We start from the raw sequence: 24,757 nt of genomic DNA, 5'->3' as shown, positions 1-24,757 counted from the left end.
TATATTCCGTTTAATCCTATCCAAACTTTTCTCTACAAACTTACGATGACAAGGTGTTAAAAATACAATCGAACTATTATATCTGCTGCCTTGCTTTAATTGCCAAATACCTGTTTACAACGTTAACAGTTAAATTTTGTGGGGCAGTAAGTAAACTCAAAATCCCGTGCTTAGTTAACTCTTTTACCATTAAACGTTTTTCGTAAGCAAATTTTTCGGCGATGGTTTTGATGTAAATCCCCTCCACATCCTTTGCATCATCATCGCTTAAACTTTTCAACGTGGTATTCTCAAAAAACACCACCAGCAGCAGGTGATATTTAGCAATACGTTTAAGGTAAGGAAGCTGCCTTTCCAAAGCAGACATACTTTCGAAATTAGTGAAGAACACCACCAAACTGCGTTGCTTTAGCGCAGAGCGTAAACTTACAAAAAGTGCTTCCATATCTGTTTCCAGATAACGGGTTTTTTCTTTGTAAAGCACTTCCATAATTTTATTCAGCTGCGTGGGCCTACGATCAGCAAGCACCACATTTTTGGTTTTTTCGGCAATGGTGATTAAACCTGCTTTATCTTGTTTCAATAAGGCTACGCTAGATAAAATCAAACTGGCATTAATGGCATAATCTAGCAAACTCATCTCTTCGAAAGGCATTTTCATCGCCCTCGATTTATCAATAACGCAATAAATATGCTGTGATCTTTCTTCGATGTAGGAGTTCACCATAAAATCCGCTTTACGTGCGGTTGCCTTCCAATTGATGGTTCTAATATCATCTCCAGCAACATAGTTTTTTACTTGGTCAAATTCCATGCTGTTACCAACTCTTCTCACTTTTTTTATCCCTACATCAACCAATCGGTTGGAGATGGCCATTAATTCATATTCTCGCAGCTTTAAAAAAGATGGATAAACTGGAACCATTCCAGTTCCCTCCACATTAAACCTCCTGCTTACCAAGCCCAAGGGAGATTTAATGAACAGGCGGGTAAATCCAAATTCGTACTCGCCCCGTTTAGTTGGCCGCAAAAGGTAGCTAATAATTTTTTGCTCTTTAGGTTTTAAGCTGGCGTTAAACCACAAATTTCTTTTTTGAAATTGAAAAGGAATTTCGTCTATAATACCTACGGATATTGGAAAAGGATAAAAATTTTCGAGGTAGATTTTAAGTTCGTTATCATCTCCATTACTTAATCTTTCAGGCACATCTCTCCTCAAAAAAACAGTCTTTTTAACGGCGTGCAACAGGTAAACATCAATAAGTAATAAGGCAACTAAAACGCTAAAGGCAATATAGGGTATATCGCCCAAGATGGGCAAAAAAAAAGCAAAAAGAAACAATGCTGAGCAAGTACCCAACGCTATAAAAAGCCTGTTCTCTAAAAACAGATTGGTGTAGAACTGTTTAAATAGTTTTTTCATTGTTTTCATTTTGCCGTCATTACGAGGCACGAAGTAATCCTAAAGCGGCTATAACTTTAGTTGTAAGATTGCTTCGTGCCTCGCAATGACGAAAGGACTTACCTAGGCACCTCGATCTTCTTAATAATTTGTGCAATAATATCTGCTGTAGTTAACCCTTCCATTTCTTTTTCTGGGCTAAGCATTACCCTGTGGGCTAATACTGGTGTAGCTACCTTTACAATATCATCTGGTGTTACAAAATCCCTGCCCGCCATAGCGGCAATAGCTTTAGCACTATTGACGATTGCTAAAGATGCCCTAGGTGACGCCCCTAAATACAAGGCTTTATTTTGGCGGGTTTCGTTAACTATTTGAGCGGCGTAGGCCAACAGCTTAGCTTCCACATGTAGCGCCTTAATTGTGGCCCTTAAGGCTGTAATTTGTGCCACATTAAGTACTGGCTTAATATCTTCAAGCTGGTGCAATGTATCCGTTTGGTGCTGTTGGGTTAAAATTTCAATTTCTTCTTCAAGGGATGGATATTGAATTTCAATTTTAAACAAGAAACGGTCTAGCTGCGCTTCTGGCAAGCGATACGTTCCCTCCTGTTCAATTGGATTTTGTGTAGCCAAAACCATAAAAGGCTCTTCCATTTTGTAGGTGTTGCCATCTACAGTTACCTGGCGTTCCTCCATAGCTTCAAACAATGCAGATTGTGTTTTAGCTGGTGCTCGGTTAATCTCGTCAACCAAAATGATGTTGCCAAAAATTGGTCCTTGCCTAAATTGAAACTCCGCAGTTTTTGGACTGAAAACAGCCGTACCTAAAACATCTGAAGGCATCAAATCGGGTGTAAATTGAATTCTTGAAAATGTAGCCGAGATGCTTTTTGCCACCAATTTTGCACTCAGTGTTTTAGCCACACCAGGCACCCCTTCCAATAAAAGATGTCCGTTAGCTAACAAGCCAGCTATCAGTAAATCGATAGTTGCGGTTTGGCCCACTATAATTTTTCCCAACTGCGTTCTAATTTGTTCAACGGCTTGGCTTAGCTCACTTAAATCAGTACGTTGGTTAAACATTTCTTGTTCTTGTTCCATGTTTATATTGTTTTTATCATCTGCTAGAGATTGCTTCGCAATGACGAGAAATCTTACTACCTATCCAGCTTATAAAATTGTTCTATTAGTTTATTAAATTGTATTAAATAATTGTCGTTAGTTTTAGTTTTTTTATCCTGTTTTTGAAAAGCGTTTATAAATGCAATGATTTGTTGAATTAGCATTTCATCAATACTTGTAATTTTAATTAAGCTCGATGTAAATTCTTCATCTAAAATGGTAGTTTTCAACCTATACTTATTTCTGAGATAGGCCAAAAAATAATTGATCTTTTTATCGATGATATCATTGTGATTTCGTTGCTGATAGTAGACCCTTCCAACTACTTTGGCAAATTCAACCGAAGTATTTTTTAAAGGGTCGATAATAGGGATGATGCGCTGCCTGCGTTTCATCTCGTAAAGCACGAAAACAATGAGTCCTATCAACGCTAAATAATAGGCCCAGCGCAACTGCTCGTAGCTGAAAAGCACCCTAAAATGTGACTCACTATTTACCACTGGCCGAGAGAAGTGCTCATCCCAAATTAGCATTTTAGCCTGCGGCAAATACGATAGCACTTTTGCTGCATAATCAGCACCATTTTCGTTCAACAAGCTATAATTTGTAAAAAGTTGAGGATTGGCGCATAATACTAAACTCCCCTTGCCAAAACGGTATTGAACCAAGTTAGGAAGCTCCTCATATTTCCTGCCCAATACCATCGCTTTAGCAGTATCAATACTGGTAAAATAATTGGCCGAAATACCTTTTTCAAAATAGTAATCAAGCTCTCTTTTTAAATAAGGCGATGTAAAGTTGACAGGATATTTCTTTTTAGTAAATCTAAATGACCCGGCCAGGCTAACTTTCAGTGAATCTTCGAGAGCCCCAGTCATTTCAAAGGCCGCAATTAGCACATGATTGCCTGCCTGTATGTACTTTATCATTGCTTTTAGCTCTTCAGCATTTAGCTGTACACTTGGGGCAATGATGAGGTAATTTGACCTTGTTTCGGCAGCAGTATTTAATGTAGCAAGGACATCTCGCTTAGCTATAGTTTGTGTTGATTTCGGAAAAACATCAGCAATTTGTTGACGAAGAACATAGGTTCCGAAAGGAATTTTATCTTCTGGCAATAAGGTTTTTTCCCAATTAATTGGTTTTGGTTTAGTATACTGCGCCACAAAATACAAGCCCAACAAAATGGCGCCAAAAATCAGGTATCTTCTTAGTCCGCTCATTTGATTTGATTTTTAAATTGTTCAAAAGAAGCCTGAATCATGTCGAAAATGGATTTATCTATTGGGAAATCGCCGTACCAAACGTATTCAAACTGATAGGTTAAGTTGGCAAAAACATCGTTTCCACCGTTTTGCTTAAACTCTTTCACATAAATCGCATTAGTTTTATTTACCTCCCAATCAATTAACTCCTTATCGCTAAGCAGTTTTAACGTTTGCAGGTAAAGTAAACGCACTGCCAATCGGTAATTTTGGCTTTGCGTGGCGTTCAAAAGTTCATCTTCAAAGCTAATTTCATGAATGTTCTCTAAACTTTCATCGTAGGGTACTTCTATCTCCTTCGACTTTTTGGAGAAAATTTTCCAGTCGACACCCACTAGCTTAAAAATAACGAAGATAATGCCTAACACGACAATAGCTATCACCCCGTACTTAACGAAAGCTGGCCAGCTTTTTGATTTTTTGGGTGCTTCATCGCTTCCGAAAAGCCGATCTATCCAAGCCCAAAAGTTCTTCCAAAATCGTTCCCACCAATTTAATTGCTGAGTATCAGATTCGCCATACTGGAATTCTTTCTCTGCCTTGTATCTTTCAATTGCCTGCCCATCAAATTGTCGTACTTTGGTTTTACTGCTATCCAAACGCAAAGCAATGGTATCTTTAGCTACTTTTTTAAACGCGTTTGCCTTGGGTTTTTGCGCCAATAAAGTTGAAGTAAGCAGCAAAAAAGCGGCTAACAACAGAACTACCGAAAAACGCTTGCTAATATTCTTCATCAGTTTGTGCTACTTGGTTTGAGCCGTTTCCGAATTCAGAAATACGCTTCGTTAAACCAACGCTTTCCTTTCTCTCTACCAAACTGTAATAAACAAACGCAGTGGTTACCAAGGGAATGATCATAAATATTTGACTGAGTTGCTGCGACAATGCGATGAATATTTGAAAACCCTGTTGTAAAACTTCGGCCTTTTCATAAAAATAACCGCCGAAAATAATGACATACGTTGGGATAAGGGTAATACTGGTAAACAAAGTGGTAACCACCAAGGTTACAAAAATGGTAGCAAAGGTAATCCACCAGTTGTTTTTTACTAAGGCAAATGCCCTACTAAACGCAGTAGAAAAGTCTTGATTTTCTAACACGATTACGCCGTAAAAAACAAACAAGGCAGGCGTTACATAAAGCCCCGGAATAAAACAGCATACGAAACAGATTACCCATAAAATAGACACCACAATGCCGCCCCACATTACCCTGAAGAAATAATATTTAAAATAGCTCCAAACCTCATCTACGCTAGGTGCTATGTTACCTTTTTCTACATAAAGGGCCACATAACTCAGTACGCTAGTGTAAAGCGCTGTGTAGTTTAACACCATAAAAACTAATGTTAAAACCAACCTTAGCATGTGGAGTGTACTCCATGATGATACATTTTCATTGTAATCACCATCCTCAAAATTTTGGGATAAACCGCTGATTTCATTTTCTGTAAATACGGCTGAAATGATTCCAGCAAGCATAAAAAAGCCGCATAGATAAAATACAGATTTAAGTAATGGTTTAAAATTTTGCTTGATGAATAGCAGTGTTCCAGATATGATCCCATCAAACTCTCTGATTTGCCTAAATTCAATTTTATCGTTCATATATCAACTGCGTTAATTTAATTTTTTTGTTTTTTGATGGAGCAGGTATGGATAAATTACCACGTACCATACCATAAAACTTAATGAGGCTGCTAAAATAAATACACTAAGCCAAACTGGCATTTCAGTATGCCTGGTTACAAAACCTTCGAAAAAAGCAGCCAGCAAAATAATTGGGATAATGCCAATTGCAATTTTTGAAGCATCTTTTGCGCTTCTTCGAAATGCCTGCAAGCGGGTGTAAGTTTTGGGGAACAGCAAGCCGTGGCCCAGCACCAAACCGGCGCCACCAACAACTACGATGGATAAAATCTCCAAAGTGCCATGTATCCAGATTACTAAAACAGACTGTAAGCCTAAGCCTTTGCTAAAAAAGTAATACTCAAAAGCGCCAACCATAATGCCGTTTCGCAACAAATTATAAACCGGGCCAATGGAAAAAAATACGCCACTTACATAGGTCACAAAGCAAACCCAAGTATTATTTATGGCAATATAAAGGAACATCCAAGCTTCGTTATCTTTTTTGTAAACCCCAAACGGATTGCCCTCAGCAATGTTCTCGTTAGTCATGTCAACGTACTGATCGCCCAGTATTAGGCGCACAAACCTATCATCGTATTTTGCCGAAAGTACACCTATGGACATGGCCACAACAAAGAAAAGGAATGCGTAAAGAATTTGCCTTCGATACGTGTAAAACAACGTAGGCAGCTCATATTTCCAATACCTGGCAATGCGCCCGGTTTCTTCTTTTTTATTTTTATAGATGGATTGGTGCAGGGTAGCTGCCAAACCGTTCAAATAAGCAGTAGTTTTAGACTTCGGATAAAAAGTTTTAGCATAAGCCAAATCATTGGTAATGTCCACAAAACGCTGTGCAAGTTCATCAGGGTTATCAGTTTTTAATCCCTCATAACTTTTCCATTTTTCCGAATTTTGTTTAACGAAGAGCGCTTCTTTCATCAGACAGTTGCTTATTTGCCGTTAAAATAAAATAAAAAAATCAACCTGCAAAAAAAGCATTACAACTAAAAAATCTACAGTGTAGCAACTTATCTCTATTTTTATCGTCGTATTGGTTTCAAACATGGGGAATCAAGTTAAATGAATTTGGAGTTTAAAATTATTTACATCAGCAGTTATAGTGAAAGCATAATTTTTATATTTGAACATGGAGACCGTAAAAATTAACACTAGCCAGCATGTAGATATTGATTATCCGGTAGCGGGCTTAGGCGAAAGAGTTGCCGCCTATCTTATCGACCTCGCTATTTTCATGGCAATTTATCTCGTTGTTATTTTTGGCAGTATTGTGGGTTCGTTTAGTGGCTTAGGTGAAAAGGCCATTATTATCGCTGTTATCATATATTTAGCGTCATATGCTTTTTATGATTTAACTTGCGAAGTACTTTTCAATGGGCAAAGTTTAGGCAAAAAGTTAATGAAGATCAAAGTTGTGAGCATTGATGGCGCACAAGCAAGTACAGGCCAATATTTTATTAGATGGGTTTTCCGAATAATTGATTTTACCTTAACTGCCAACTTACTAGGTTTTTTATGTGTGGCCGTTTCGGAAAAGAAACAACGTGTTGGCGATATTGTAGCCGGCACTACAGTAATTAAAACTCAACCAGCTACCAAAATTGAACATATTGCTTTTCATCCCGGTGATGAAGATTATGTGCCGCAATTTGCTAGCGTACACCTATTAGCAGACAGGGATATTGAGTTGGTGCATGAGGTAATTAGAACCTATTACCGCACCTACAATGCAGAATTGATTTACACCATGTCGGCTAAAGTAGCTGAATTTTTGGGCATCACAATTCCGGAGGGAATGAATGAAATGCAATTTTTAAAAACCGTTTCTGCCGATTATATTCAAATTACTTCGAAGGCAGTTTAATTGAGGCTGCTAAGCGTTGTGCCCACTGCTGGTACATTTTTTCTGAAGGATGTAGTCCGTCTTTCGCAATAAGCGAATTATCGTTCACCGCCTCTCTAGAAGCAGGTGTAATGTCTAAATAGCTAACCTGTTTCGCTACGGTAATTTGCTTATTGATTTCATTGAAAACATCAATTTCCTCACTTATGGTTTGCTGGTTTCTACCGCTTTGTTGAGCAAACTCCGTAACGCCCCAATCTGGAATAGAAACCACGTACACCCTTTGCTGCTCACCCTTAGCAAATCCAATAGCCATTTCTAACAATTCGGTAAATTCTTTTTTGTAAACTTCTGGCGAGTAGCCACGATATTGATTATTTACCCCAATTAGCAAGGTCACTAAATCGAAAGTTTCGTTGATCTTTTCCTGCTCTATAGCCGCCTTGAGTTCATCGGTGGTCCAGCCGGTTTTAGCAATTACTTTTGGTTCGCTAACGTCTAATCCTTTTTCTTTAAGTAGCGCTACCAACTGATGCGGAAACGAAGCCGATTGTTCGACTGCCTCTCCAATAGTATAAGAATCGCCAAGTGCTAGATAGGAAATTTGCTGTGCCATATTTTAGTGTAACTGATGAAAAACGATTTTGTAAAGATAATTCCCTAGCATTACAAAACCAGTGAAAAAGTACATTGCTTTTAACCATTTTGCATTAGTATCCAACTTTAGCACCCAAGTGCCAACTCCTAACAATACGCTCAATAAAAAAGGAACTGTTGGAGGGTATAATTCAAAGCTAGCAGGAAAGTCGCCTTTAATTAAAGCCAAAACCGAACGCTGAAACCCACAACCTGGGCAATCTATTTTAAATAAGTACTTAAATGGGCAGGGAATCAAAAAAATATCCGCTCTGCCTATAAATAGCAAAGCGGATATTTTGTAAATGTTTAACACTAGCAACAATTAAAATTGATTTGCCGGAGGTTGATTGAAAGGATCATTAGGATTGTTAAAATTACCCCCAAAGCGACCTTGTTGAGCCTCTGCGGCCGACGGACCTAGATATTTTGCACTTCCGAAACCCAAGATAGGCCAGAAGATAAATCCTAACAACAAAAGGCCAACAGTGAAGCCTTCATCCTTACCAAAGCTTTTACTGATTAGGTTAGTTAACCAAATAGCAAAGACAAAATTTACACAGGGTAGCAAACACCATAGCAACCAGATGCTTGGTTTTCCAACAATTTCAATCATAACATACGTGTTATAAATAGGAATGAGGGCCGCCCAGCCAGGTTTACCTGCTTTTGTGAAAGTCTTCCACATGCCAGCAATGAAAGGCAAAGTAAAAATAAAGGAAACTAATAAAATAGTGCCAAAAATTCCGGCTGCCAAAATGCCTACGCTTTCTGAAGGATACTGAGAAGAATAATCCATAATTTAGTTGGTTTAGTTTAATGACTAAAATTATAGATTACCAATTGAAATCAAAATTAATCGTTTGACTTTCTTAAAACTATTTCATTTAAAGATTCCGACCTGCATGGAAGCTAAACAATCTTTATTAGATCACCACCATTTCAAAAAGCTTGGCAATATTTCCTTTTAATTTTGATTTTACCTCTTCCATATCCAGCTCATAGCCTAACTCTCGTTGCATGGAAGTTACATCTTTATCATCAATACCGCAGGGCACAATATTTTTAAAGTAAGCTAAATCCGCATTTACATTAAAGGCAAAACCATGCATGGTAACCCATCTGCTGCAACGTACGCCCATGGCGCAAATTTTCCTGGCTTTTTCGTTGTCGGCATCTAGCCAAACACCCGTGTAACCTTCGTACCTACCTGCTTTGATGCCATAATCTGCCAAGGTTAAAATAATGGCTTCCTCCAACGTACGGAGATATAAATGAATATCTGTAAAGAAATTATCAAGATCCAAAATGGGATAGCCTACAATTTGCCCTGGTCCGTGATAGGTAATATCTCCGCCTCTGTTAATTTTGTAATAAGTAGCATGCTTGTCTTTCAGCCCCTGCTCATCCAGCAACAAATTTTCGGGCTTACCACTTTTACCTAACGTATAAACATGTGGATGCTCATTAAAAATCAAATAGTTAGGTGTTTCAATTTGCGTGTTTTCGGTTCTGTTTTTGGTTTTCAACGCAACCGTTTCATTAAAAATTGCCTCTTGCCTGTCCCACGCTTCCTGATAATCAGTTAAGCCCCAATCAATATATTTTACTTTTTTGTTCATTTTTTGTTGAGTATTTAGTAGTTAGACATTAGTAGTTAGACCTATTGCAGATGCACGTTTGGTCATTCTCTAATTTACTCATTCAAAATTCATTCATTTCCTACCCAATTACGTAAGCAAGCATATAGCCATCAGCCGTTTTAAAATAATCTATCTCCAACTCTTTAGTGCCTTCGGGCAGTTCAACCAGTGCATTGAGGCCGCCCTCGTCACGCAACTTAAAAGGTTTAATATGGATATCTCTTTTAAATTCTAATTCTTTTTTTCCATGCCATTTATAGATAGCCTCTTTAGCGCACCAGCAAACGTACAAACCGTTAATATTATTACCAATTTGCTTTTGCGATAGCTCAATATCCGATAGGAATTTATGGCGCACCAGTTTAATTTTATGCTTGATCATCTCCATATCCAACCCCACTTTTTTATTGCTATCTCTGCTAATCATCACGGCAGCATAATCATAAGAATGGCTTAAGGAAATGTGATAATCGTAATTTACCAAGTAAGGCTTGCCGTGGTCATCCATTTGGCAGTCAATGTATTCCTTGGTATCTAACATGGTTCTAAGCAATAATCGCGTACTCAACCACTGCAATGCCCTCTTCTCACTTTTAAAGGATTCAATGATATCGATTTCGTGCTGCTTGAGCTGTAGGCCTGCCATTAGCTGTTCGTGGCTTTCCTCTATTTTCCACACCGAAAGCTCGGTATGTTCATCAATTTTTAAATCAAAAACTATGGGCATCCTCTATTTAGAAAATCAGTACAAAAGTAATGAAAATTTAACACAGCACATGCGGAATAGATTTAAACCAGCACGAATGTTTAACACCGAAACAAAACATCCAAATTGCTGGCAATATGTCCTTTGCCCTTTGCTAATTTTAATCTAATTTAGTCCAAAAAACTTTTAAATGATACTATCAGACAAACGGATACTTGAGGAAATTGAAAAGGGCACCATTATTATTGAACCTTTTAAGCCAGAATGTTTAGGTACTAACTCCTATGACGTACACTTGGGTAAATATTTGGCTACTTATAAAGATCGTGTGTTGGATGCAAAAAGCCACAATAAGATAGAACATTTCGAGATTCCGAAAGATGGATTTGTATTGCAGCCTGGCACCTTATACCTTGGCGTTACTGTAGAATATACCGAAACACACGGACACGTACCATTTTTGGAAGGCAAAAGCAGTACCGGACGCTTAGGGATAGACATACACGCTACCGCTGGTAAAGGCGATGTGGGTTTTTGCAACACCTGGACCCTAGAAATATCTTGTGTACAACCAGTTAGAATTTATGCCGGAATGCCAGTGGGACAACTGATTTATTTCGTTGTTGAAGGCCAAATTGACAACATGTACAACACCAAAACCAATGCTAAATACAACAACAAAACTACTCGCCCCGTGGAAAGTATGATGTGGAAAAACAATTTTTAAAAACTTTTTGAACCTTGTAACCAAAATGATAGTCTATATTTAGTAACTTAACAAAATCAACTCGTAAATTAAGTTCGTAAACCTCAACCAAACAAACCGAAGAATGCCTTTTTTGGCAAGGATTTAATTTATTTTATAATGAAACCAACGGATTCACGCACTCCAAAGTCCAGTAGTTTCATAGCTATTAACATGAAACACCTGAATGAAAACTAAATTTTTCAAACTGGGCTTGGCGCTTTTTTGCGTACTGAGCTCTTCTTTAACTTGGGCACAGGATGCGAACTTAAACAACTTTGTAAAAAAACTTGATGATTTAACCAATAAGACCGCCCAGGAGAAAGTGTATCTCCATATGGATAAGCCTTATTATGCCATAGGCGATAACATTTGGTTTAAAGCGTATACCGTAAATGCCAAAACAGGTATGCCATCAACCATTAGCGGTTTGCTTTATGTGGAGTTAATTAACGAGAAAGACTCCATTGCCAAACAGCTTAAACTTCCAATGAAAAGCGGTATTACCTGGGGAGATTTCAAATTAACCGATTCTTTACAGGAAGGCAACTACAGGGTTAGAGCCTACACGCAATGGATGCGTAACGCAGGTCCAGAATTCTTTTTCGATAAAACCATCAAGATTGGAAATTCTTGGGCCAACAAGGTTTTCACCAAATCAAATAATGTACTCAGTACCGAAAACAACCAACAAAAAGTAACTACAACTATTCAGTTTACGGATAAACAAGATTTACCTTATGCTAATGCCGCTGTAAGTTACGAGGTAAAATTAAACAACAAAACGGTGGAGCGAGGCAAGGGAAACACGAATACCCGCGGCGAAATTATAATTGCTACCACCAATAAACAGCCTGAAGCGCTGAAAAGCGGCCATATTTCCGCCACTATTACATTACCTAATAAGCAGGTTATTACTAAGGAAATCCCACTTAAAACCACTTCAAACGATATTGACGTTCAGTTTTTACCAGAAAGCGGTAAAATGGTAGCTGGCTTACCTAATAAATTGGGTGTTAAGGCAATCAATAGCAGTGGCCTAGGCGAGTTAACTAGTGGCGTAATTGTGGGTAATGATGGAACCGAAATATCAAGATTTGAAACCAACAAACTTGGCATTGGCTCTTTTTTCATCAACCCTGTTGTAGGACAAACCTGTAAGGTTAACCTAACTTTTGCCAACGGCGCTAAAAAAACCATGGATCTTCCAACGGCTGAAAGAAGTGGCACGGTGCTTTCGGTAGGTAATTTAGACAGCAATAAAATGTCGTTGAAAATTTATCTAACTGAAGATTTATTGAACAAAAGCGATTACAATCTTTTGGCACAACACAATGGTACTGTATATTTTTCAACCAAAGTTTCATCGGCAAAGCAAGTTACTTCGTTAACTGTTCCTAAGGATAGTTTGCCTTCGGGAATCGTTCAGCTTTCGCTATTATCATCTACATTTGTGCCATTAAATGAGCGTATTGTTTTTGTAAACAACGTTAACGATAAAATTGAGGTTAAGCCCGAAAATCTCAAAGACAGCTATGGAAAGCGTGGAAAAATGGATTTAACATTGGCCACTACGCATGATGGTAAACCTGTGCAAGGAAGTTTCTCGGTTGCTGTTACCAATACCGCTGCAGTTAAGCCCGATCCGGAAAATGAAACGAACATCCTTACCAAACTTTTGTTAACATCCGATTTAAGTGGTTATGTAGAAAAACCGAACTACTATTTTTTAAATAATGATAGAAATACGAGGTTTGATCTTGACAACCTGTTGCTTACTCAAGGGTGGCGCAAAATTGATTGGAAACAGGTGGAAAGCGGGCCACTAGCAGAAAAGTTTCCTGCGGAGAAAAAGTTACAAATAAGCGGAACCGTTACTAAAGGTGGAAAACCTGTTGTGAAAGGGAAAATCACTTTAGTTTCATTTACAGGTGGTTTTTTCATGACTGATACTTTAACTGATGACAAAGGCCGTTTCAACTTTGATCAGATTGAGTTTTTAGATAGCACTAAATTTGTAGTGCAAGCCCGTACCGAAAAAGACAAAAAGTTTGTTGACATTGTGATGGACAATATCCCCGGGCAAACGGTAAGCAAAAATCCAAATACTGGCGATATTGAAGTGAATATTAACCAAGCACTTGCTGGCTATTTAGATGCAAGTGGCAAATTTTTCGAAGATCAGACCAAAAGAGGCTTGCTTAACAGAACTATTTTGTTGGATGAAGTAAACATTGTAGAGAAGCGCAAACCTACTTACAACTCATCAAACATTGGCGGGGCTGGCAATGCCGATGCTGTAATTACCGCCAAGGAATTGGAAACTGCATTTTCTTTATCGCAGTACTTGCAGGGACGTGTAGCTGGCGTACAAATACGTAACGGGCAGGCTTTTGCTAGAGGTAGTCAAAGTCCAATGCGCATATCTTTAGATGGAATGATGATGGACGGAGATAGTTTCGACCTAGATGATATCGTTGTACAGGATATTGAAACAGTAGAGATTTTAAAAAGCATCGGGACAACTGCGATTTATGGCATGCAGGGCGGGGCTGGCGTAATTGTAATTAACACCAAACGTGGTGATGGAGCAAGGTCGGTAAACCCTTACACACCGGGTTTAGTTAACTATGTGCCAAAAGGCTATGCAGTTGTGAGAGAATTTTATGCTCCAAAGTATGATGTTAAACCAGACAGCAGACCTGACCTGCGTACTACCATATTCTGGGAGCCACAAATGGTGAGCGATGCCAGTGGTAAAGCGAAAATTAGCTATTTCAATGCAGATGTACCTGGCACTTATAGATTGGTGATTGAAGGTATTGATGTGCAGGGAAATTTAGCCAGGAAAGTATTAACCTATGATGTAAAATAGAAAATCATGATCCACAAACGTTCTCTATACCTCATATTATTACTACTCTGCACGCAAATCGTAAATGCACAAGAAAAAAATATCGATGCCCTGTTACAACGGCTAGACCAATATACTACTGCAAATGCACAAGAAAAAGTGCATTTGCATTTGGACAAACCTTACTATGCCATAGGCGATGATATTTGGTTCAAAGCCTATGTGGTTAATGCAAAAACAGGCTTTCCTTCTAATATCAGCAACATATTATACGTGGAGTTGATCAATGAAACAGATTCTCTATTAACACGGCTAACGTTACCAATGCGAAATGGCATTGCCTGGGGCGATTTCAAACTTAGCGATTTATATGCTGAGGGAAATTATAGGATCAGGGCATATACTCAATGGATGAGGAATAGTAGCCCGGAGTTTTTCTTTAATAAAACAGTTAAAATTGGTAATTCGTGGGCAAATGATTTGTTCACTTCTGCCAGCCACTCAATTGAAATTAATGGCAATCTGCAAAAAATTACTACCACTATAAAATTTACTGACAAAAAGGAAGTTCCTATTGAAAATGCCGCCGTTACTTATTTTGTAAAAACAAATGATAATACAGAAAGAGGTAGAGCAAAAACCAATACTGAGGGCGAAATCACTATAGTAACCACTACTAAACTTAACGTTAAGTTAGACGGTAAAATTTTGGCCGATATTGTGCTGCCTAACAAAAAAGTAATCCATAAAGAATATGCTTTAAAAGCAAATATCAAAGATAGAGATATTCAATTTTTCCCTGAGGGAGGACAATTTGTTGAATGTATTCCTAACAACATCGCTATAAAAATAATTAACCAAAAGGGACTGGGCGAACCTGCATCATTTATTGTATTCAACAGCCAAAGAATGATTGTTGCAAAAGCGGAAACCAATAAATTAGGCATGGGTTCGTTTTTTTTAACTCCGGAAAATAACGAGCGCTACACTGCCGAGTTAATATTCAACGATGGATCAAAAAAGGTTGTAAATCTTCCCAACACATCAAGGCAGGGCACCGTACTAACTGTCAGAAATCTAGATGAACAAAAGCTGTCTGTTCATGTTTATTTTTCTGAAACATTGGTAAACAACCAAAAATATAACTTAATTATCCACCAAAATGGGAGAGTGTATTTTTCTTCTCCTATCCTCTCAAAAAGTCAAGTAAATTTTGTTACTATTCCAAAGGATAGTCTTCCTGTCGGTATTGTCCAAATTACTTTACTTTCAGAAAACCTCATTCCGTTAAATGAACGTATTGCATTTATCAGTTCCTCTAAACAAAAAATTGACATAGCGTTAGATAGCGCAACTATTTCACAGGGCAAAAAGGGACTTGTAAATTTGGTGTTAACAGCCAAAAAAAATGATATGGCTCGTTTGACTAATTTATCCATTGCTGTTACCAATGCAGCTGCTGTAGAACCTGATTTTGAAAACGAAACTAACATTTTAACTAGGCTTCTGCTTACTTCCGATTTAGCAGGACATGTAGAAAAACCCAACTACTACTTTTTAAAAGATGATTGGGAAAGAAGATTTGATTTGGACAACCTTTTGCTTACTCAAGGTTGGAGAAAGATAAATTGGCAAGAACTGACAAGCGATAACGAAAAAACTCATACTTTCCCTGTTGAAAAAACCTTGAAATTAAGTGGTAAAGTTAGCCTGGGTTCCAAGCCAAAGCCTGCCGAAAAGATAAGCCTACTGTCCGTATCTAACGGCTTTTTAAAGTTAGATACGATTACAGATAAAAATGGATTGTTTGTATTTGACGACATTGATTTTGAAGAGGAAAGGAACTTTTTATTACAAACAGAAACAAAACAGAAACAAATCAAAATATTGGTTGATACTATTTCGCCGCCATTAACGGCAAACAACGAATACATCGGCGAAATGGATCAAAACGTTCACCAAACGCTAAAAAAATATCTGCAAGAAAGTGAAAAGCATTTTTTAGACCAAGAAAAAAAAGGATTCCTTTCTAAAACTAATTTACTTAAAGAGGTATCAATTACTGCTAAGAAACCAGAACCATCACGATCAAAAAATATTAATGGTGCTGGCAACGCTGATAAGATATTTACCGAAAAAGACTTGAAGGGGGTAACCCATTTGGCGAATTTTTTAAAAGCAAGGGTTGCAGGACTTGCCGGCGACGGCCCATTTTACTTGTATAATAATCGCTACCCTATGCTGTTGATAGTTGAAGGGATGATGAATAATGATGTGTTAAAGAATGTAGAAAATATAGAATCGATTGAGATTTTAAAAAATGCAGGCCTCACTTCTGCCTATGGTGGGCGAGGTGCCGGCGGCGTAATGATTATAACTACTAAGATTTATGATCCATCTAAAAACGCGACACCTCCACTTGGCATTACTGCATTTAAAGCTAAAGGATACTCAGCAACAAGAACATTTTACGTACCAAAATACGATACGACGGAAAATGAAAAACCCGACTTAAGAACAACTATCTTTTGGGAGCCCAATTTGAACACCGATACTGATGGTAAAGCGAAAATTAGCTATTTCAATGCAGATGTACCTGGCACTTATAGATTGGTGATTGAAGGTATTGATGTGCAGGGAAATTTAGCCAGGAAAGTATTAACTTACGATGTAAAATAGAAAATCATGATCCACAAACGTTCTCTATACTTCATATTATTACTACTCTGCACGCAACTTGCAAATGCACAAGAAAAAAATATTGATGCGCTACTACAACGATTAGCCCAATATACCACTGCAAATGCACAAGAAAAAGTGCACTTGCATTTGGACAAACCTTACTATGCCATAGGCGATGATATTTGGTTCAAAGCATATGTGGTTAATGCAAAAACAGGGTTTCCTTCTAATATCAGCAATGTGTTATACGTGGAGTTGATTAATGAAACAGATAACGTTGCTAAAGCATTGAAACTACCCTTAACCCGCGGCATAAGTTGGGGTAATTTTAACCTTATTGATTCGCTTAAAGAAGGGAATTATCGCATAAGAGCATACACACAATGGATGCGTAACAACGGAGCTGATTTTTTATTTGATAAAACCATCAAAATTGGAAATTCGTGGGCCAACAATGTATTTACAATGGTAAGCCACGTGGTAAACAAGGAAAACGAACAGCAAAAAGTAAGTACCACCATTCAATTTACTGATAAATTTAATACGCCTTACATCGGAAACAATGTGAGTTATGAGGTGAAAATAGGAACGCAAACAGCGCTTAGTGGTAAGGCAACTACTAATAACGAAGGCAAAATCACGCTAAACATCAACTATAAAACGCTTCAACTTAACCAAAAAAGTTTCTTAATTGCTTCACTGAAACTGCCCAATAACGATGTAGTACGCAAGGAAATACCACTCATAGGCATCTCAAAGGATGTAGATATCCAAATTTTGCCTGAAGGTGGAAGTTATGTTGCCAACTTACCTAATAAAATGGCAGTAAAAATTGTAGGAAGCAATGGACTTGGCGTAACGGCAAGTGGCACCCTCACTGATAAAAATGGAACAGAAGTAGCCAAATTTGAAACTAATAAGGTGGGTATTGGCGCTTTTGTATTAAATCCGCTGCTTAACGAAATATATACCGCCAACATCAGCTTTAAGGATAACGTACAGCGTACCGTGAAACTTCCCTTGGCAGATAAAAATGGTATCGTACTTTCGGTAAACAATTTGGAAACCAGCGTAATGGGTGTAAAGGTTTACTTATCGGAAAGCCTCTTAAATAAGGACGATTATTATTTAGTAGCACAGAAAAACGGCATCGTTTATTTCTCTAAAAAGATAGCCTCTGATAAGCAGGTGGTTTCATTGAGCGTTCCTAAAAACAACTTCCCATCTGGAGTGCTTACCTTAACCTTATTTTCAGCTAACCTTACTCCGCTAAGCGAAAGGATTGTTTTCGTTAATAATTTTCAAGATAAAATTGCCATCGCTACCGAGCAGCTAAACGCTACCTATGGCACCCGACAAAAAGTTGATTTTAGCCTATTAGCCACAAACAAGGAAGAACCGGTACAAGGCAGTTTTTCTATTGCGGTTACCAACACATCGGCAATAAAGCCCGACCCAGAAAATGAAAGCAACATATGGACCCAGTTACTATTAACTGCTGACTTGAAGGGTTACGTAGAAAAGCCAAATTATTATTTTCTTAACCAGGATAAAAACACACTGACAGATTTAGACAACCTCATGCTAAGCCAAGGTTGGCGCAAAATAGATTGGAATAAAATCAATGCCGACAATAAGGACATTCCGTTGTTCAAACCTGAAAAATCACTACAAATAAGTGGCACGGTAACTAAGGGTGGAAAGCCCGTTATCAATGGAAAGGTTACCTTAGCCTCGTTAAAAGGAAAAGTTTTTGCTGTTGATACCCTAACTGACAAAAACGGTCACTTTGTTTTCGACCAAATTGAACTTACGGATACTTTGAGATATGTGGTACAAGCCCGAACGGAAAAAGATAAAAAATTTGTCACTATAACTTTAGATGCTAGCACCGAGCAAACAGTTACTCCCAATCCCAACACTGGCGATATAGAGGTAAATATTAACCAAACTTTAAACAATTATTTATCCGCTAGCAAAAAATATCTCGATGATCAAACGAAAAAGGGATTTCTAAACAAAACCATCCAACTTAATCAAGTTAATATCGTTAAACGCCGCCCAACAAGCAAACAGTTTGAAGAGCTAATGTTACCTGGCATCATAGATATTTCCGTGAATGCAAAAGATTTAGAAAAGGCGGTGTTACTATCGAGATACCTCATGTCAATAGTGCCCAATTTGACCGTTACACGTGGTCAATTACAAGTTCCAAGGCGATCAGTTGTGATATTTATAGACGGTTTACGTTATAATTTAAACGGAAGTGATTATGATATCGACAACATTGACGTCACGAATATTAAAACCCTCGAAATACTCAAACAATCACAAGGCTACGCCGCAAACGGAGTAGGCCCAGACAGTTTCGTTGTTGTGATTACTACAAAAACTGGCACTGGCTTAAGTTCTACCTCACAATATACACCCGGTGTTGTTAAAAATATGCTCATTGGCTACGACACCGTAAAAACGTTTTATTCACCTAAATACGATGTTACGCCAAACACCGACCCTGATTTAAGAACCACCGTATTTTGGGAACCAAAAATTATTACCGACAGCAACGGAAAAGCTAACATAAGTTACTTTAATACCGATTTACCTGGCATGTATCGAATAGTTATTGAAGGTATTGACGGGACAGGGAACTTGGCTAGAAAAGTAATCAACTACGAAGTAAAATAAATTTACGGTTGCCATTTAATTTAAAATAATTCACCTAAATTGCTTTTGCCACTAATTAACCTCCTGAAATGAAAACACTTAAAGCTATAGCTAGTTTAATAACGCTTCTTAGTCCGCTATTAGTAACAGCGCAATCATCAAAATTAAATGTGAACTATAAGAGTTTTCAAGATGAAAAAATACATTTACAACTTGATAAACCACATTATGCAGCTGGAGATATTATTTGGCTGAAAGCTTACGTTACCGACTATGTTAGCAATAAACCAAGTGCTACAAGCGGTGTACTGTATGTTGATTTAATCAACGAAAAGAACAAAATCACACAGCAGCTGAAATTCCCTATCAAGGGCGGTACCTCTTGGGGCAATATAGAATTAGCAGATACACTTTCGGAGGGGAATTATCGCATAAGCGCCTACACACAATGGATGAGGAATTTTGGGAAAGACTACTTCTTTAACCAAGATGTAAAAATAGGCAACTCGCTTACAAGCAATTTAGTTACCCAAACCACCTTTACCAAAGGTACCGATAAAAGCAGTGCTTTAGTTAAAAGCAGCATCAAGCTAACCAAACGCGACGGAAAACCTTACGCAAATACAAAAGTTGCCTATCAAGTGATGGCGGGCGATAAAATTAAAGGCCTAGGCAATGTGGTAACTGATGCTAACGGTGTGCTAAAAATCAATTTCAACCAGCTGGCAACTGTTGATGAGAGCTTACCGCAGTACATTGCCATTACGCTTCCGCAACAAAGCGGTTTTCAAAACAAAAAAACCATTCCAATTAAGCTAAAAGCAATAAAACCCGATGTGCAGTTTTTGCCTGAAGGCGGCCATTTAATTGATGGGCTTCCTTGCAAAATTGGTATAAAAGCCATTAACGAAAATGGTTTGGGCGAAAATATAAAGGGTGTTATTACAGATAATGAAGGTTTAGAAGTTACTACATTTGAAGCGCCTTACTTGGGCATGGGCTATTGTATACTTACGCCTGATGTAAACAAAACATACACTGCAAAAATCAAATTAGCAGACGGTAACACCTCAACATACAACCTGCCAAGCATCGAAAAATCGGGCTATCAGTTAGCCATTAATTCCTTAGATAGCACCAAAATTGACATCAAAGTTTTTACAAGCAAGTTGCTTCTTAACACAGCACCTTTAAAATTAGTGGCACGCCGTGGAGCAAAACTACTGTTTGATATGGCAATTTCTACAGATCAGCAAATCTCCTCGCTATCTATTCCAAAAGACATGTTCCCGTCTGGCATCATCCAGTTTAACCTGTACAGTGCTACGGAACAGCCACTGAGTGAACGAATGGTTTTCATCAACAACAGCCAATCAATCGGCGAAATTAAATTGAACGTACATCAGCTTAAAAACCAATACAAAAAGAGAGATAAAGTTACCATTGATATTGATGCGCTGAATAACGGGACGCCAGTTGCTGGCAGTTTTTCCATTAGCTCGGTTAACGTTAACAATGATGGGGCCGATGAAGATAATGAAACTAATATTTTAACAAGTTTGCTGCTCAAATCAGACTTAAGAGGCCACATTGAAAAGCCTAATGCCTATTTTGCAGCAAATAACGAGGAATCTCGATTGCGCCTTGATAACTTAATGCTCACCCAAGCGTGGCGTAAATTCGATTGGAGCAAGCAAGACACACTTTATAACATCAAATATTTGCCCGAAAAAAACCTGCAAATTAACGGTAGAGTTACAACTTTAGGAAAAAAGCCCCTTCCATCGGCAAGTACTGTACTTATGTTCCCTAACAACAAAATGCTAGTAGCTAATACGGAAACCGATGATGAAGGAAAATTCAGCTTCCAAGACATTTATATAGAAGGCGAGAACAAATTCGTAATACAAGCCAGTACCAAGGAGGGCAAAAAAAATGTTGACGTCAATATCAATAAAATAGATGATCAACAGGTTCAAGCGCTAACTAGATTAGCACTAGAAACTGACGTTAACTCAGAACTGAGCAACTATTTAAACGATAACCAGGACTACTTTAAAGAGCTGTATAAAAATGGAATGCTCAACAAAACAAATTTGCTGAAAACGGTAACCATTGTAGAAAAGAAGACTAAAATGGAAGAAATGACAGCGCCATACTCTACCAATAGAAATGGCCCTGGAAGAGCTGATCAGGTAATTTCGGCCAAAGATTTAGAGTTCGCAAGCTCTCTCAAACAGTTTATTTTGGCAGGGCGTATCAGAGGTGTAACGATAGCATCAGGATCCAGTTCGGATAACGCGCTACAAATTACAAGGTATCCTTATTCAGAGGTTTCTGCAGAAATTGATGGGGTGCTTATTAGAGAGTTTGACGTAGAACAAGTTGCAGTTGATGACATTGAAAGTATTGAAGTACTGTTAAACCCAGCCCTACTTGTAATGTACGGAACAACCATATCCGATGCGTTACTAGTAATAAGCACCAAAAGGGGAAAATCAAAATCTCTAGCAGATATCCATGCTCCCGGATTAGTCGCATCATCAATAAAAGGATATTCTCCTGCAAAACTTTTTTATGCTCCAAAATATGATGTTACAGATCAAAACAGTTCCCCTGATTTAAGAACAACCGTTTACTGGAATCCAAATTTAACCAGTGGTGAAGATGGAAAAATGAGTATTTCTTTTTACAATGGAGATAAAGAAGGTAAACACCGTATTGTAATTGAGGGCATTGATGCCGATGGAAATTTAGCCAGAAAAATACTGAATTATCAAGTAAAAAATATACAATGAAGAAACTGAACATTAAAATTGGCATGATGCTTTCGTTGATTGCACTTGCCTATTTTTGTGGTAGTAATGTAAATGCTCAAACCTTAAATTCGGCTGATGAACGCCTGAAATCAATTGCCTCATTACCCAATGAAAAGGTTCACCTGCATTTAGATAAGCCTTATTACGCTGCCGGCGACGTTATTTGGTTAAAGGCTTACGTAGTTGATTACAGCAGCAATAAACCGTCTTCAAACAGTGGTGTATTACACGCCGATCTTATTAATGGAAAAAATCAGCTTACTAAACAGTTAACCTTGCCTATTAAAGGAGGTACAACTTGGGGCAGTATTGAACTGCCTGATACGCTAAGCGAAGGTAACTATCGGTTAAGAGCCTATACCAATTTAATGCGTAATGCTGGGCCAAATTATTTTTACGATCAAAACATCAAAATAGGTAATTCACTTAATAATAATATCTATACTCAAACCACTTTTTCAAAAGATAATACTACTACGGTAAAGGCAATAATTAAAATTACAGATAAGGATAAGAAGCCATTGGCAGGGAGCAAATTCACTTACCAGATATTTCTAACTGACAAAAAACCACTGGAAGGGATAACCAATGCCAACGCTAATGGAGAAATCACCTTATCTTTTGAAGAGCCTAAAGCGGCTCAAAGCTTTAACCCATACATCAATTTATCAACGCAATTAACTAATGGCTTTAATGTGCTGAAATCTATTCCAATTGTATTGAATAACAACAATATTGATGTTCAATTTTTACCTGAAGGCGGTAATTTAGTAAGTGGACTGCCATGCAAAATAGGTATAAAGGCCATTAATAGCTTGGGGCTTGGCGAAAATATTACTGGTACTATTGTAGATAATGACGGTAATGAAGTAACTGCTTTTGAAACCCTATACCTGGGCATGGGCAACTGTTTTTTAACACCCGATGCTTCTAAAACCTACAGCGCAAAGGTTAAGCACAACGGTGGTGTAAAAACCTTCCCTTTGCCTAAAGTTGTTGCCTCTGGATACGCACTTGCCGCAACAGCACTCGATAGCACAAAGATTGATGTCAAAGTTTTGATGAGCGAATCTTTGGTTAACAATGGGCAGCTCCGTTTAATTGGACATAGGCTAGGTAGTGTGTTGTTTGATATCGCAATACCTACCCAACGACAAATTTCTTCGGTTAGCATCCCTCGCAGCAAGCTCCCAAGCGGAACAATCCAACTCACTTTATTTGACCCTCAAGGAAAAGCCGCAGCTGAACGTATAGTATTTAATAACAATCCGCAAACGTACATCGCTTTAGCAACCGAAGGCCTGAAAAATGTATATCATACCCGAGAAAAGGTAGATATTAACCTGAATGCTACAAACGATGGTTTACCAACACAAGGCAGCTTATCAGTGGCAATAACTAATTTAGATGCAGTTAATGCCGACGAAAACAATGAAAGCAATCTTTTTAGCAGCCTTTTGGTTAAATCCGAAGCAAAAGGATTCATCGAAAATGTTGGCGCCTATTTTATTGGTGATGCCGCTATAAACAGAGAACGTATTGATAATTTAATGCTCACACAAGCTTGGAGAAATATTGATTGGGCTGCTACAGCTAATACCCAAAAATACCAGCCAGAAAAAGGCATATCGATACAGGGAACGGTAACTACAATAGGTAAAAAACCGGTAAATAAGGCTAAGGTTACTTTGCTTTTTCCCAACAATAAAATGGTAATTGCCAATACAGAGACTAATGAAAAAGGGAGTTTTAAATTCGATGAGATTTACTTGGAAGATGACAATAAGTTCATTGTTCAGGCAGCAACTCCCGAGGGTAAAAAGAACGTAAATGTACGATTAGACAAAGTAACTTCGGAAGAAATTGACGTACGTAAATATCCGCAAGAAAAGGATGTAAATGTAACCTTGATGAGTTACCTCAGCTCAAGCGATGCCTACTTTGAGCAGCAGATGAAAAGTGGATTTTTGGAGCGAACCAACGTCCTCAAAACTGTAGATATTGTAGGCAAAAAAATAACGAAAGAGGATATGGCGGCGCCACATTCGCTCAACTTGAACGGTAGGGGCCGGGCCGACCAAGTAATTACTGAAGCCGATTTAGGCATGACACCATCCTTAGCAAATTTTATTGCACAAGGCAGGGTAAGAGGCGTTGCTGATAGCGCTGGCTATGCCATCAGCACTCGCAGTAAGTTAGATGAAACCGGTAACATCTACCATCCAGTTTTGTCCGTTTCACTTGACGGGATGATATTGCAAAACTTAAAATTAGAAGATATACCTGTTGCAAATATTGAGAGCATAGAAGTAATTACCACGCCTTCTTTACTAACCATTTACGGCACACAAGTGAATGATGGTTTATTGGTAGTAAGCAGCAAACGGGGCAAAAGCCTAACAATGGCAGATATTTATACCCCAGGCTTAGTTGCTTCCACTTTAAAGGGATATACCCCTATCAAACAGTTCTACTCTCCAAAATACGATGTAAAAACCGAGACTGCCGATTTACGTACCACAACGTACTGGAACCCGCAAATATTTACTGACGCCAAAGGGCTGGCTTCGTTTTCATTTTACAATTCTGATCGTAAAGGAAAACAACGTATCGTAATTGAAGGCATTGATGCCGATGGTAATTTGGCCAGGAAAGTATTAACTTACGAAGTAAAATAAAACACAAAATAAATTATGCTTGCATAATAAAGTCAAACCT

General features: G+C 38.1%; 18 protein-coding genes. 7 read left to right on the top strand and 11 right to left on the bottom strand.

Annotation, left to right across the window (positions count from 1 at the left end; translation table 11 throughout):
- Nucleotides 1-76 precede the first annotated feature (76 nt).
- From DUT68_RS17570 to DUT68_RS17545, 6 genes are all read right to left on the bottom strand, one after another.
- Nucleotides 77-1,423 carry a DUF58 domain-containing protein gene (locus DUT68_RS17570; protein WP_113639544.1) on the bottom strand — a complete coding sequence of 449 codons (1,347 nt, stop codon included), beginning with the start codon at nucleotides 1,421-1,423 and terminating at the stop codon, nucleotides 77-79.
- Between the two features lie 98 nt (nucleotides 1,424-1,521).
- Nucleotides 1,522-2,505, bottom strand: a complete 984-nt coding sequence (locus DUT68_RS17565; RefSeq protein WP_198659629.1) for an AAA family ATPase — start codon at nucleotides 2,503-2,505, stop codon at nucleotides 1,522-1,524.
- Between the two features lie 56 nt (nucleotides 2,506-2,561).
- Nucleotides 2,562-3,749: a DUF4350 domain-containing protein gene (locus DUT68_RS17560; protein WP_113639538.1), complete on the bottom strand. Its 1,188-nt coding sequence runs from the start codon at nucleotides 3,747-3,749 to the stop codon at nucleotides 2,562-2,564.
- Nucleotides 3,746-4,525 (bottom strand): hypothetical protein, encoded by a 780-nt coding sequence (locus DUT68_RS17555; RefSeq protein ID WP_113639537.1) that lies wholly within the window; start codon nucleotides 4,523-4,525, stop codon nucleotides 3,746-3,748. The genes DUT68_RS17560 and DUT68_RS17555 overlap by 4 nt, the downstream gene beginning before the upstream one ends.
- Nucleotides 4,512-5,399, bottom strand: a complete 888-nt coding sequence (locus DUT68_RS17550) for a hypothetical protein (protein WP_113639536.1) — start codon at nucleotides 5,397-5,399, stop codon at nucleotides 4,512-4,514. The genes DUT68_RS17555 and DUT68_RS17550 overlap by 14 nt, the downstream gene beginning before the upstream one ends.
- A 12-nt stretch (nucleotides 5,400-5,411) precedes the next feature.
- Complete coding sequence (locus DUT68_RS17545) at nucleotides 5,412-6,365, bottom strand: stage II sporulation protein M (protein WP_113639535.1); 954 nt, start codon at nucleotides 6,363-6,365, stop codon at nucleotides 5,412-5,414.
- A 208-nt stretch (nucleotides 6,366-6,573) separates the two neighbouring features.
- Between DUT68_RS17545 and DUT68_RS17540 the strand changes: the two genes are divergently transcribed.
- A complete protein-coding gene (locus DUT68_RS17540; protein WP_113639534.1) occupies nucleotides 6,574-7,308 on the top strand; it encodes an RDD family protein in 735 nt (244 codons plus the stop codon).
- Here DUT68_RS17540 and DUT68_RS17535 read toward each other — a convergent pair.
- From DUT68_RS17535 to DUT68_RS17515, 5 genes are all read right to left on the bottom strand, one after another.
- On the bottom strand, nucleotides 7,289-7,903 hold the full coding sequence (locus tag DUT68_RS17535) for an SGNH/GDSL hydrolase family protein (protein WP_113639533.1): 615 nt from the start codon (nucleotides 7,901-7,903) through the stop codon (nucleotides 7,289-7,291). The genes DUT68_RS17540 and DUT68_RS17535 overlap by 20 nt on opposite strands.
- Before the next feature lie 3 nt (nucleotides 7,904-7,906).
- A complete protein-coding gene (locus tag DUT68_RS17530) occupies nucleotides 7,907-8,239 on the bottom strand; it encodes a DUF2752 domain-containing protein (RefSeq protein ID WP_198659628.1) in 333 nt (110 codons plus the stop codon).
- 9 nt (nucleotides 8,240-8,248) lie between these two features.
- A complete protein-coding gene (locus tag DUT68_RS17525; protein WP_113639532.1) occupies nucleotides 8,249-8,722 on the bottom strand; it encodes a DUF5684 domain-containing protein in 474 nt (157 codons plus the stop codon).
- Between the two features lie 127 nt (nucleotides 8,723-8,849).
- Entirely contained in the window at nucleotides 8,850-9,545 is a 696-nt protein-coding gene (gene lipB, locus DUT68_RS17520; protein ID WP_113639531.1) for a lipoyl(octanoyl) transferase LipB, read from the bottom strand.
- Between the two features lie 100 nt (nucleotides 9,546-9,645).
- The gene (locus tag DUT68_RS17515) at nucleotides 9,646-10,293 is read right to left on the bottom strand and encodes a 4'-phosphopantetheinyl transferase family protein (protein ID WP_113639530.1); all 648 of its coding nucleotides are present in this window, start codon (nucleotides 10,291-10,293) and stop codon (nucleotides 9,646-9,648) included.
- 169 nt (nucleotides 10,294-10,462) lie between these two features.
- Here DUT68_RS17515 and dcd point away from each other — a divergent pair, with 169 nt between their 5' ends.
- From dcd to DUT68_RS17485, 6 genes are all read left to right on the top strand, one after another.
- Nucleotides 10,463-10,999 (top strand): dCTP deaminase, encoded by a 537-nt coding sequence (gene dcd, locus DUT68_RS17510; RefSeq protein ID WP_113639529.1) that lies wholly within the window; start codon nucleotides 10,463-10,465, stop codon nucleotides 10,997-10,999.
- Between the two features lie 205 nt (nucleotides 11,000-11,204).
- Entirely contained in the window at nucleotides 11,205-13,892 is a 2,688-nt protein-coding gene (locus tag DUT68_RS17505) for a TonB-dependent receptor (RefSeq protein WP_113639528.1), read from the top strand.
- A gap of 6 nt (nucleotides 13,893-13,898) precedes the next feature.
- Nucleotides 13,899-16,550 (top strand): TonB-dependent receptor, encoded by a 2,652-nt coding sequence (locus tag DUT68_RS17500; protein WP_113639527.1) that lies wholly within the window; start codon nucleotides 13,899-13,901, stop codon nucleotides 16,548-16,550.
- Between the two features lie 6 nt (nucleotides 16,551-16,556).
- Nucleotides 16,557-19,241, top strand: coding sequence for a Plug and carboxypeptidase regulatory-like domain-containing protein (locus tag DUT68_RS17495; RefSeq protein ID WP_113639526.1), 2,685 nt, complete (start codon nucleotides 16,557-16,559; stop codon nucleotides 19,239-19,241).
- Nucleotides 19,242-19,309: 68 nt separating this feature from the next.
- Entirely contained in the window at nucleotides 19,310-22,018 is a 2,709-nt protein-coding gene (locus tag DUT68_RS17490; protein ID WP_113639525.1) for a SusC/RagA family TonB-linked outer membrane protein, read from the top strand.
- Nucleotides 22,015-24,717 (top strand): TonB-dependent receptor, encoded by a 2,703-nt coding sequence (locus DUT68_RS17485; RefSeq protein WP_113639524.1) that lies wholly within the window; start codon nucleotides 22,015-22,017, stop codon nucleotides 24,715-24,717. The genes DUT68_RS17490 and DUT68_RS17485 overlap by 4 nt, the downstream gene beginning before the upstream one ends.
- Nucleotides 24,718-24,757 lie beyond the last annotated feature (40 nt).

It is taken from the genome of Pedobacter zeaxanthinifaciens, assembly GCF_003313335.1.
Lineage (GTDB): Bacteria > Bacteroidota > Bacteroidia > Sphingobacteriales > Sphingobacteriaceae > Pedobacter > Pedobacter zeaxanthinifaciens.
This window is presented reverse-complemented; position numbering and strand designations above follow the sequence as displayed.

Excerpts from the sequence above, each read along its gene's own strand:
- DUT68_RS17570 (WP_113639544.1), bottom strand. The coding sequence starts at position 1,423 with ATGAAAAAACTATTTAAACAGTTCTACACCAATCTGTTTTTAGAGAAC.
- DUT68_RS17565 (WP_198659629.1), bottom strand. The coding sequence starts at position 2,505 with ATGGAACAAGAACAAGAAATGTTTAACCAACGTACTGATTTAAGTGAG.
- DUT68_RS17560 (WP_113639538.1), bottom strand. The coding sequence starts at position 3,749 with ATGAGCGGACTAAGAAGATACCTGATTTTTGGCGCCATTTTGTTGGGC.
- DUT68_RS17555 (WP_113639537.1), bottom strand. The coding sequence starts at position 4,525 with ATGAAGAATATTAGCAAGCGTTTTTCGGTAGTTCTGTTGTTAGCCGCT.
- DUT68_RS17550 (WP_113639536.1), bottom strand. The coding sequence starts at position 5,399 with ATGAACGATAAAATTGAATTTAGGCAAATCAGAGAGTTTGATGGGATC.
- DUT68_RS17545 (WP_113639535.1), bottom strand. The coding sequence starts at position 6,365 with ATGAAAGAAGCGCTCTTCGTTAAACAAAATTCGGAAAAATGGAAAAGT.
- DUT68_RS17540 (WP_113639534.1), top strand. The coding sequence starts at position 6,574 with ATGGAGACCGTAAAAATTAACACTAGCCAGCATGTAGATATTGATTAT.
- DUT68_RS17535 (WP_113639533.1), bottom strand. The coding sequence starts at position 7,903 with ATGGCACAGCAAATTTCCTATCTAGCACTTGGCGATTCTTATACTATT.
- DUT68_RS17525 (WP_113639532.1), bottom strand. The coding sequence starts at position 8,722 with ATGGATTATTCTTCTCAGTATCCTTCAGAAAGCGTAGGCATTTTGGCA.
- lipB (WP_113639531.1), bottom strand. The coding sequence starts at position 9,545 with ATGAACAAAAAAGTAAAATATATTGATTGGGGCTTAACTGATTATCAG.
- DUT68_RS17515 (WP_113639530.1), bottom strand. The coding sequence starts at position 10,293 with ATGCCCATAGTTTTTGATTTAAAAATTGATGAACATACCGAGCTTTCG.
- dcd (WP_113639529.1), top strand. The coding sequence starts at position 10,463 with ATGATACTATCAGACAAACGGATACTTGAGGAAATTGAAAAGGGCACC.
- DUT68_RS17505 (WP_113639528.1), top strand. The coding sequence starts at position 11,205 with ATGAAAACTAAATTTTTCAAACTGGGCTTGGCGCTTTTTTGCGTACTG.
- DUT68_RS17500 (WP_113639527.1), top strand. The coding sequence starts at position 13,899 with ATGATCCACAAACGTTCTCTATACCTCATATTATTACTACTCTGCACG.
- DUT68_RS17495 (WP_113639526.1), top strand. The coding sequence starts at position 16,557 with ATGATCCACAAACGTTCTCTATACTTCATATTATTACTACTCTGCACG.
- DUT68_RS17490 (WP_113639525.1), top strand. The coding sequence starts at position 19,310 with ATGAAAACACTTAAAGCTATAGCTAGTTTAATAACGCTTCTTAGTCCG.
- DUT68_RS17485 (WP_113639524.1), top strand. The coding sequence starts at position 22,015 with ATGAAGAAACTGAACATTAAAATTGGCATGATGCTTTCGTTGATTGCA.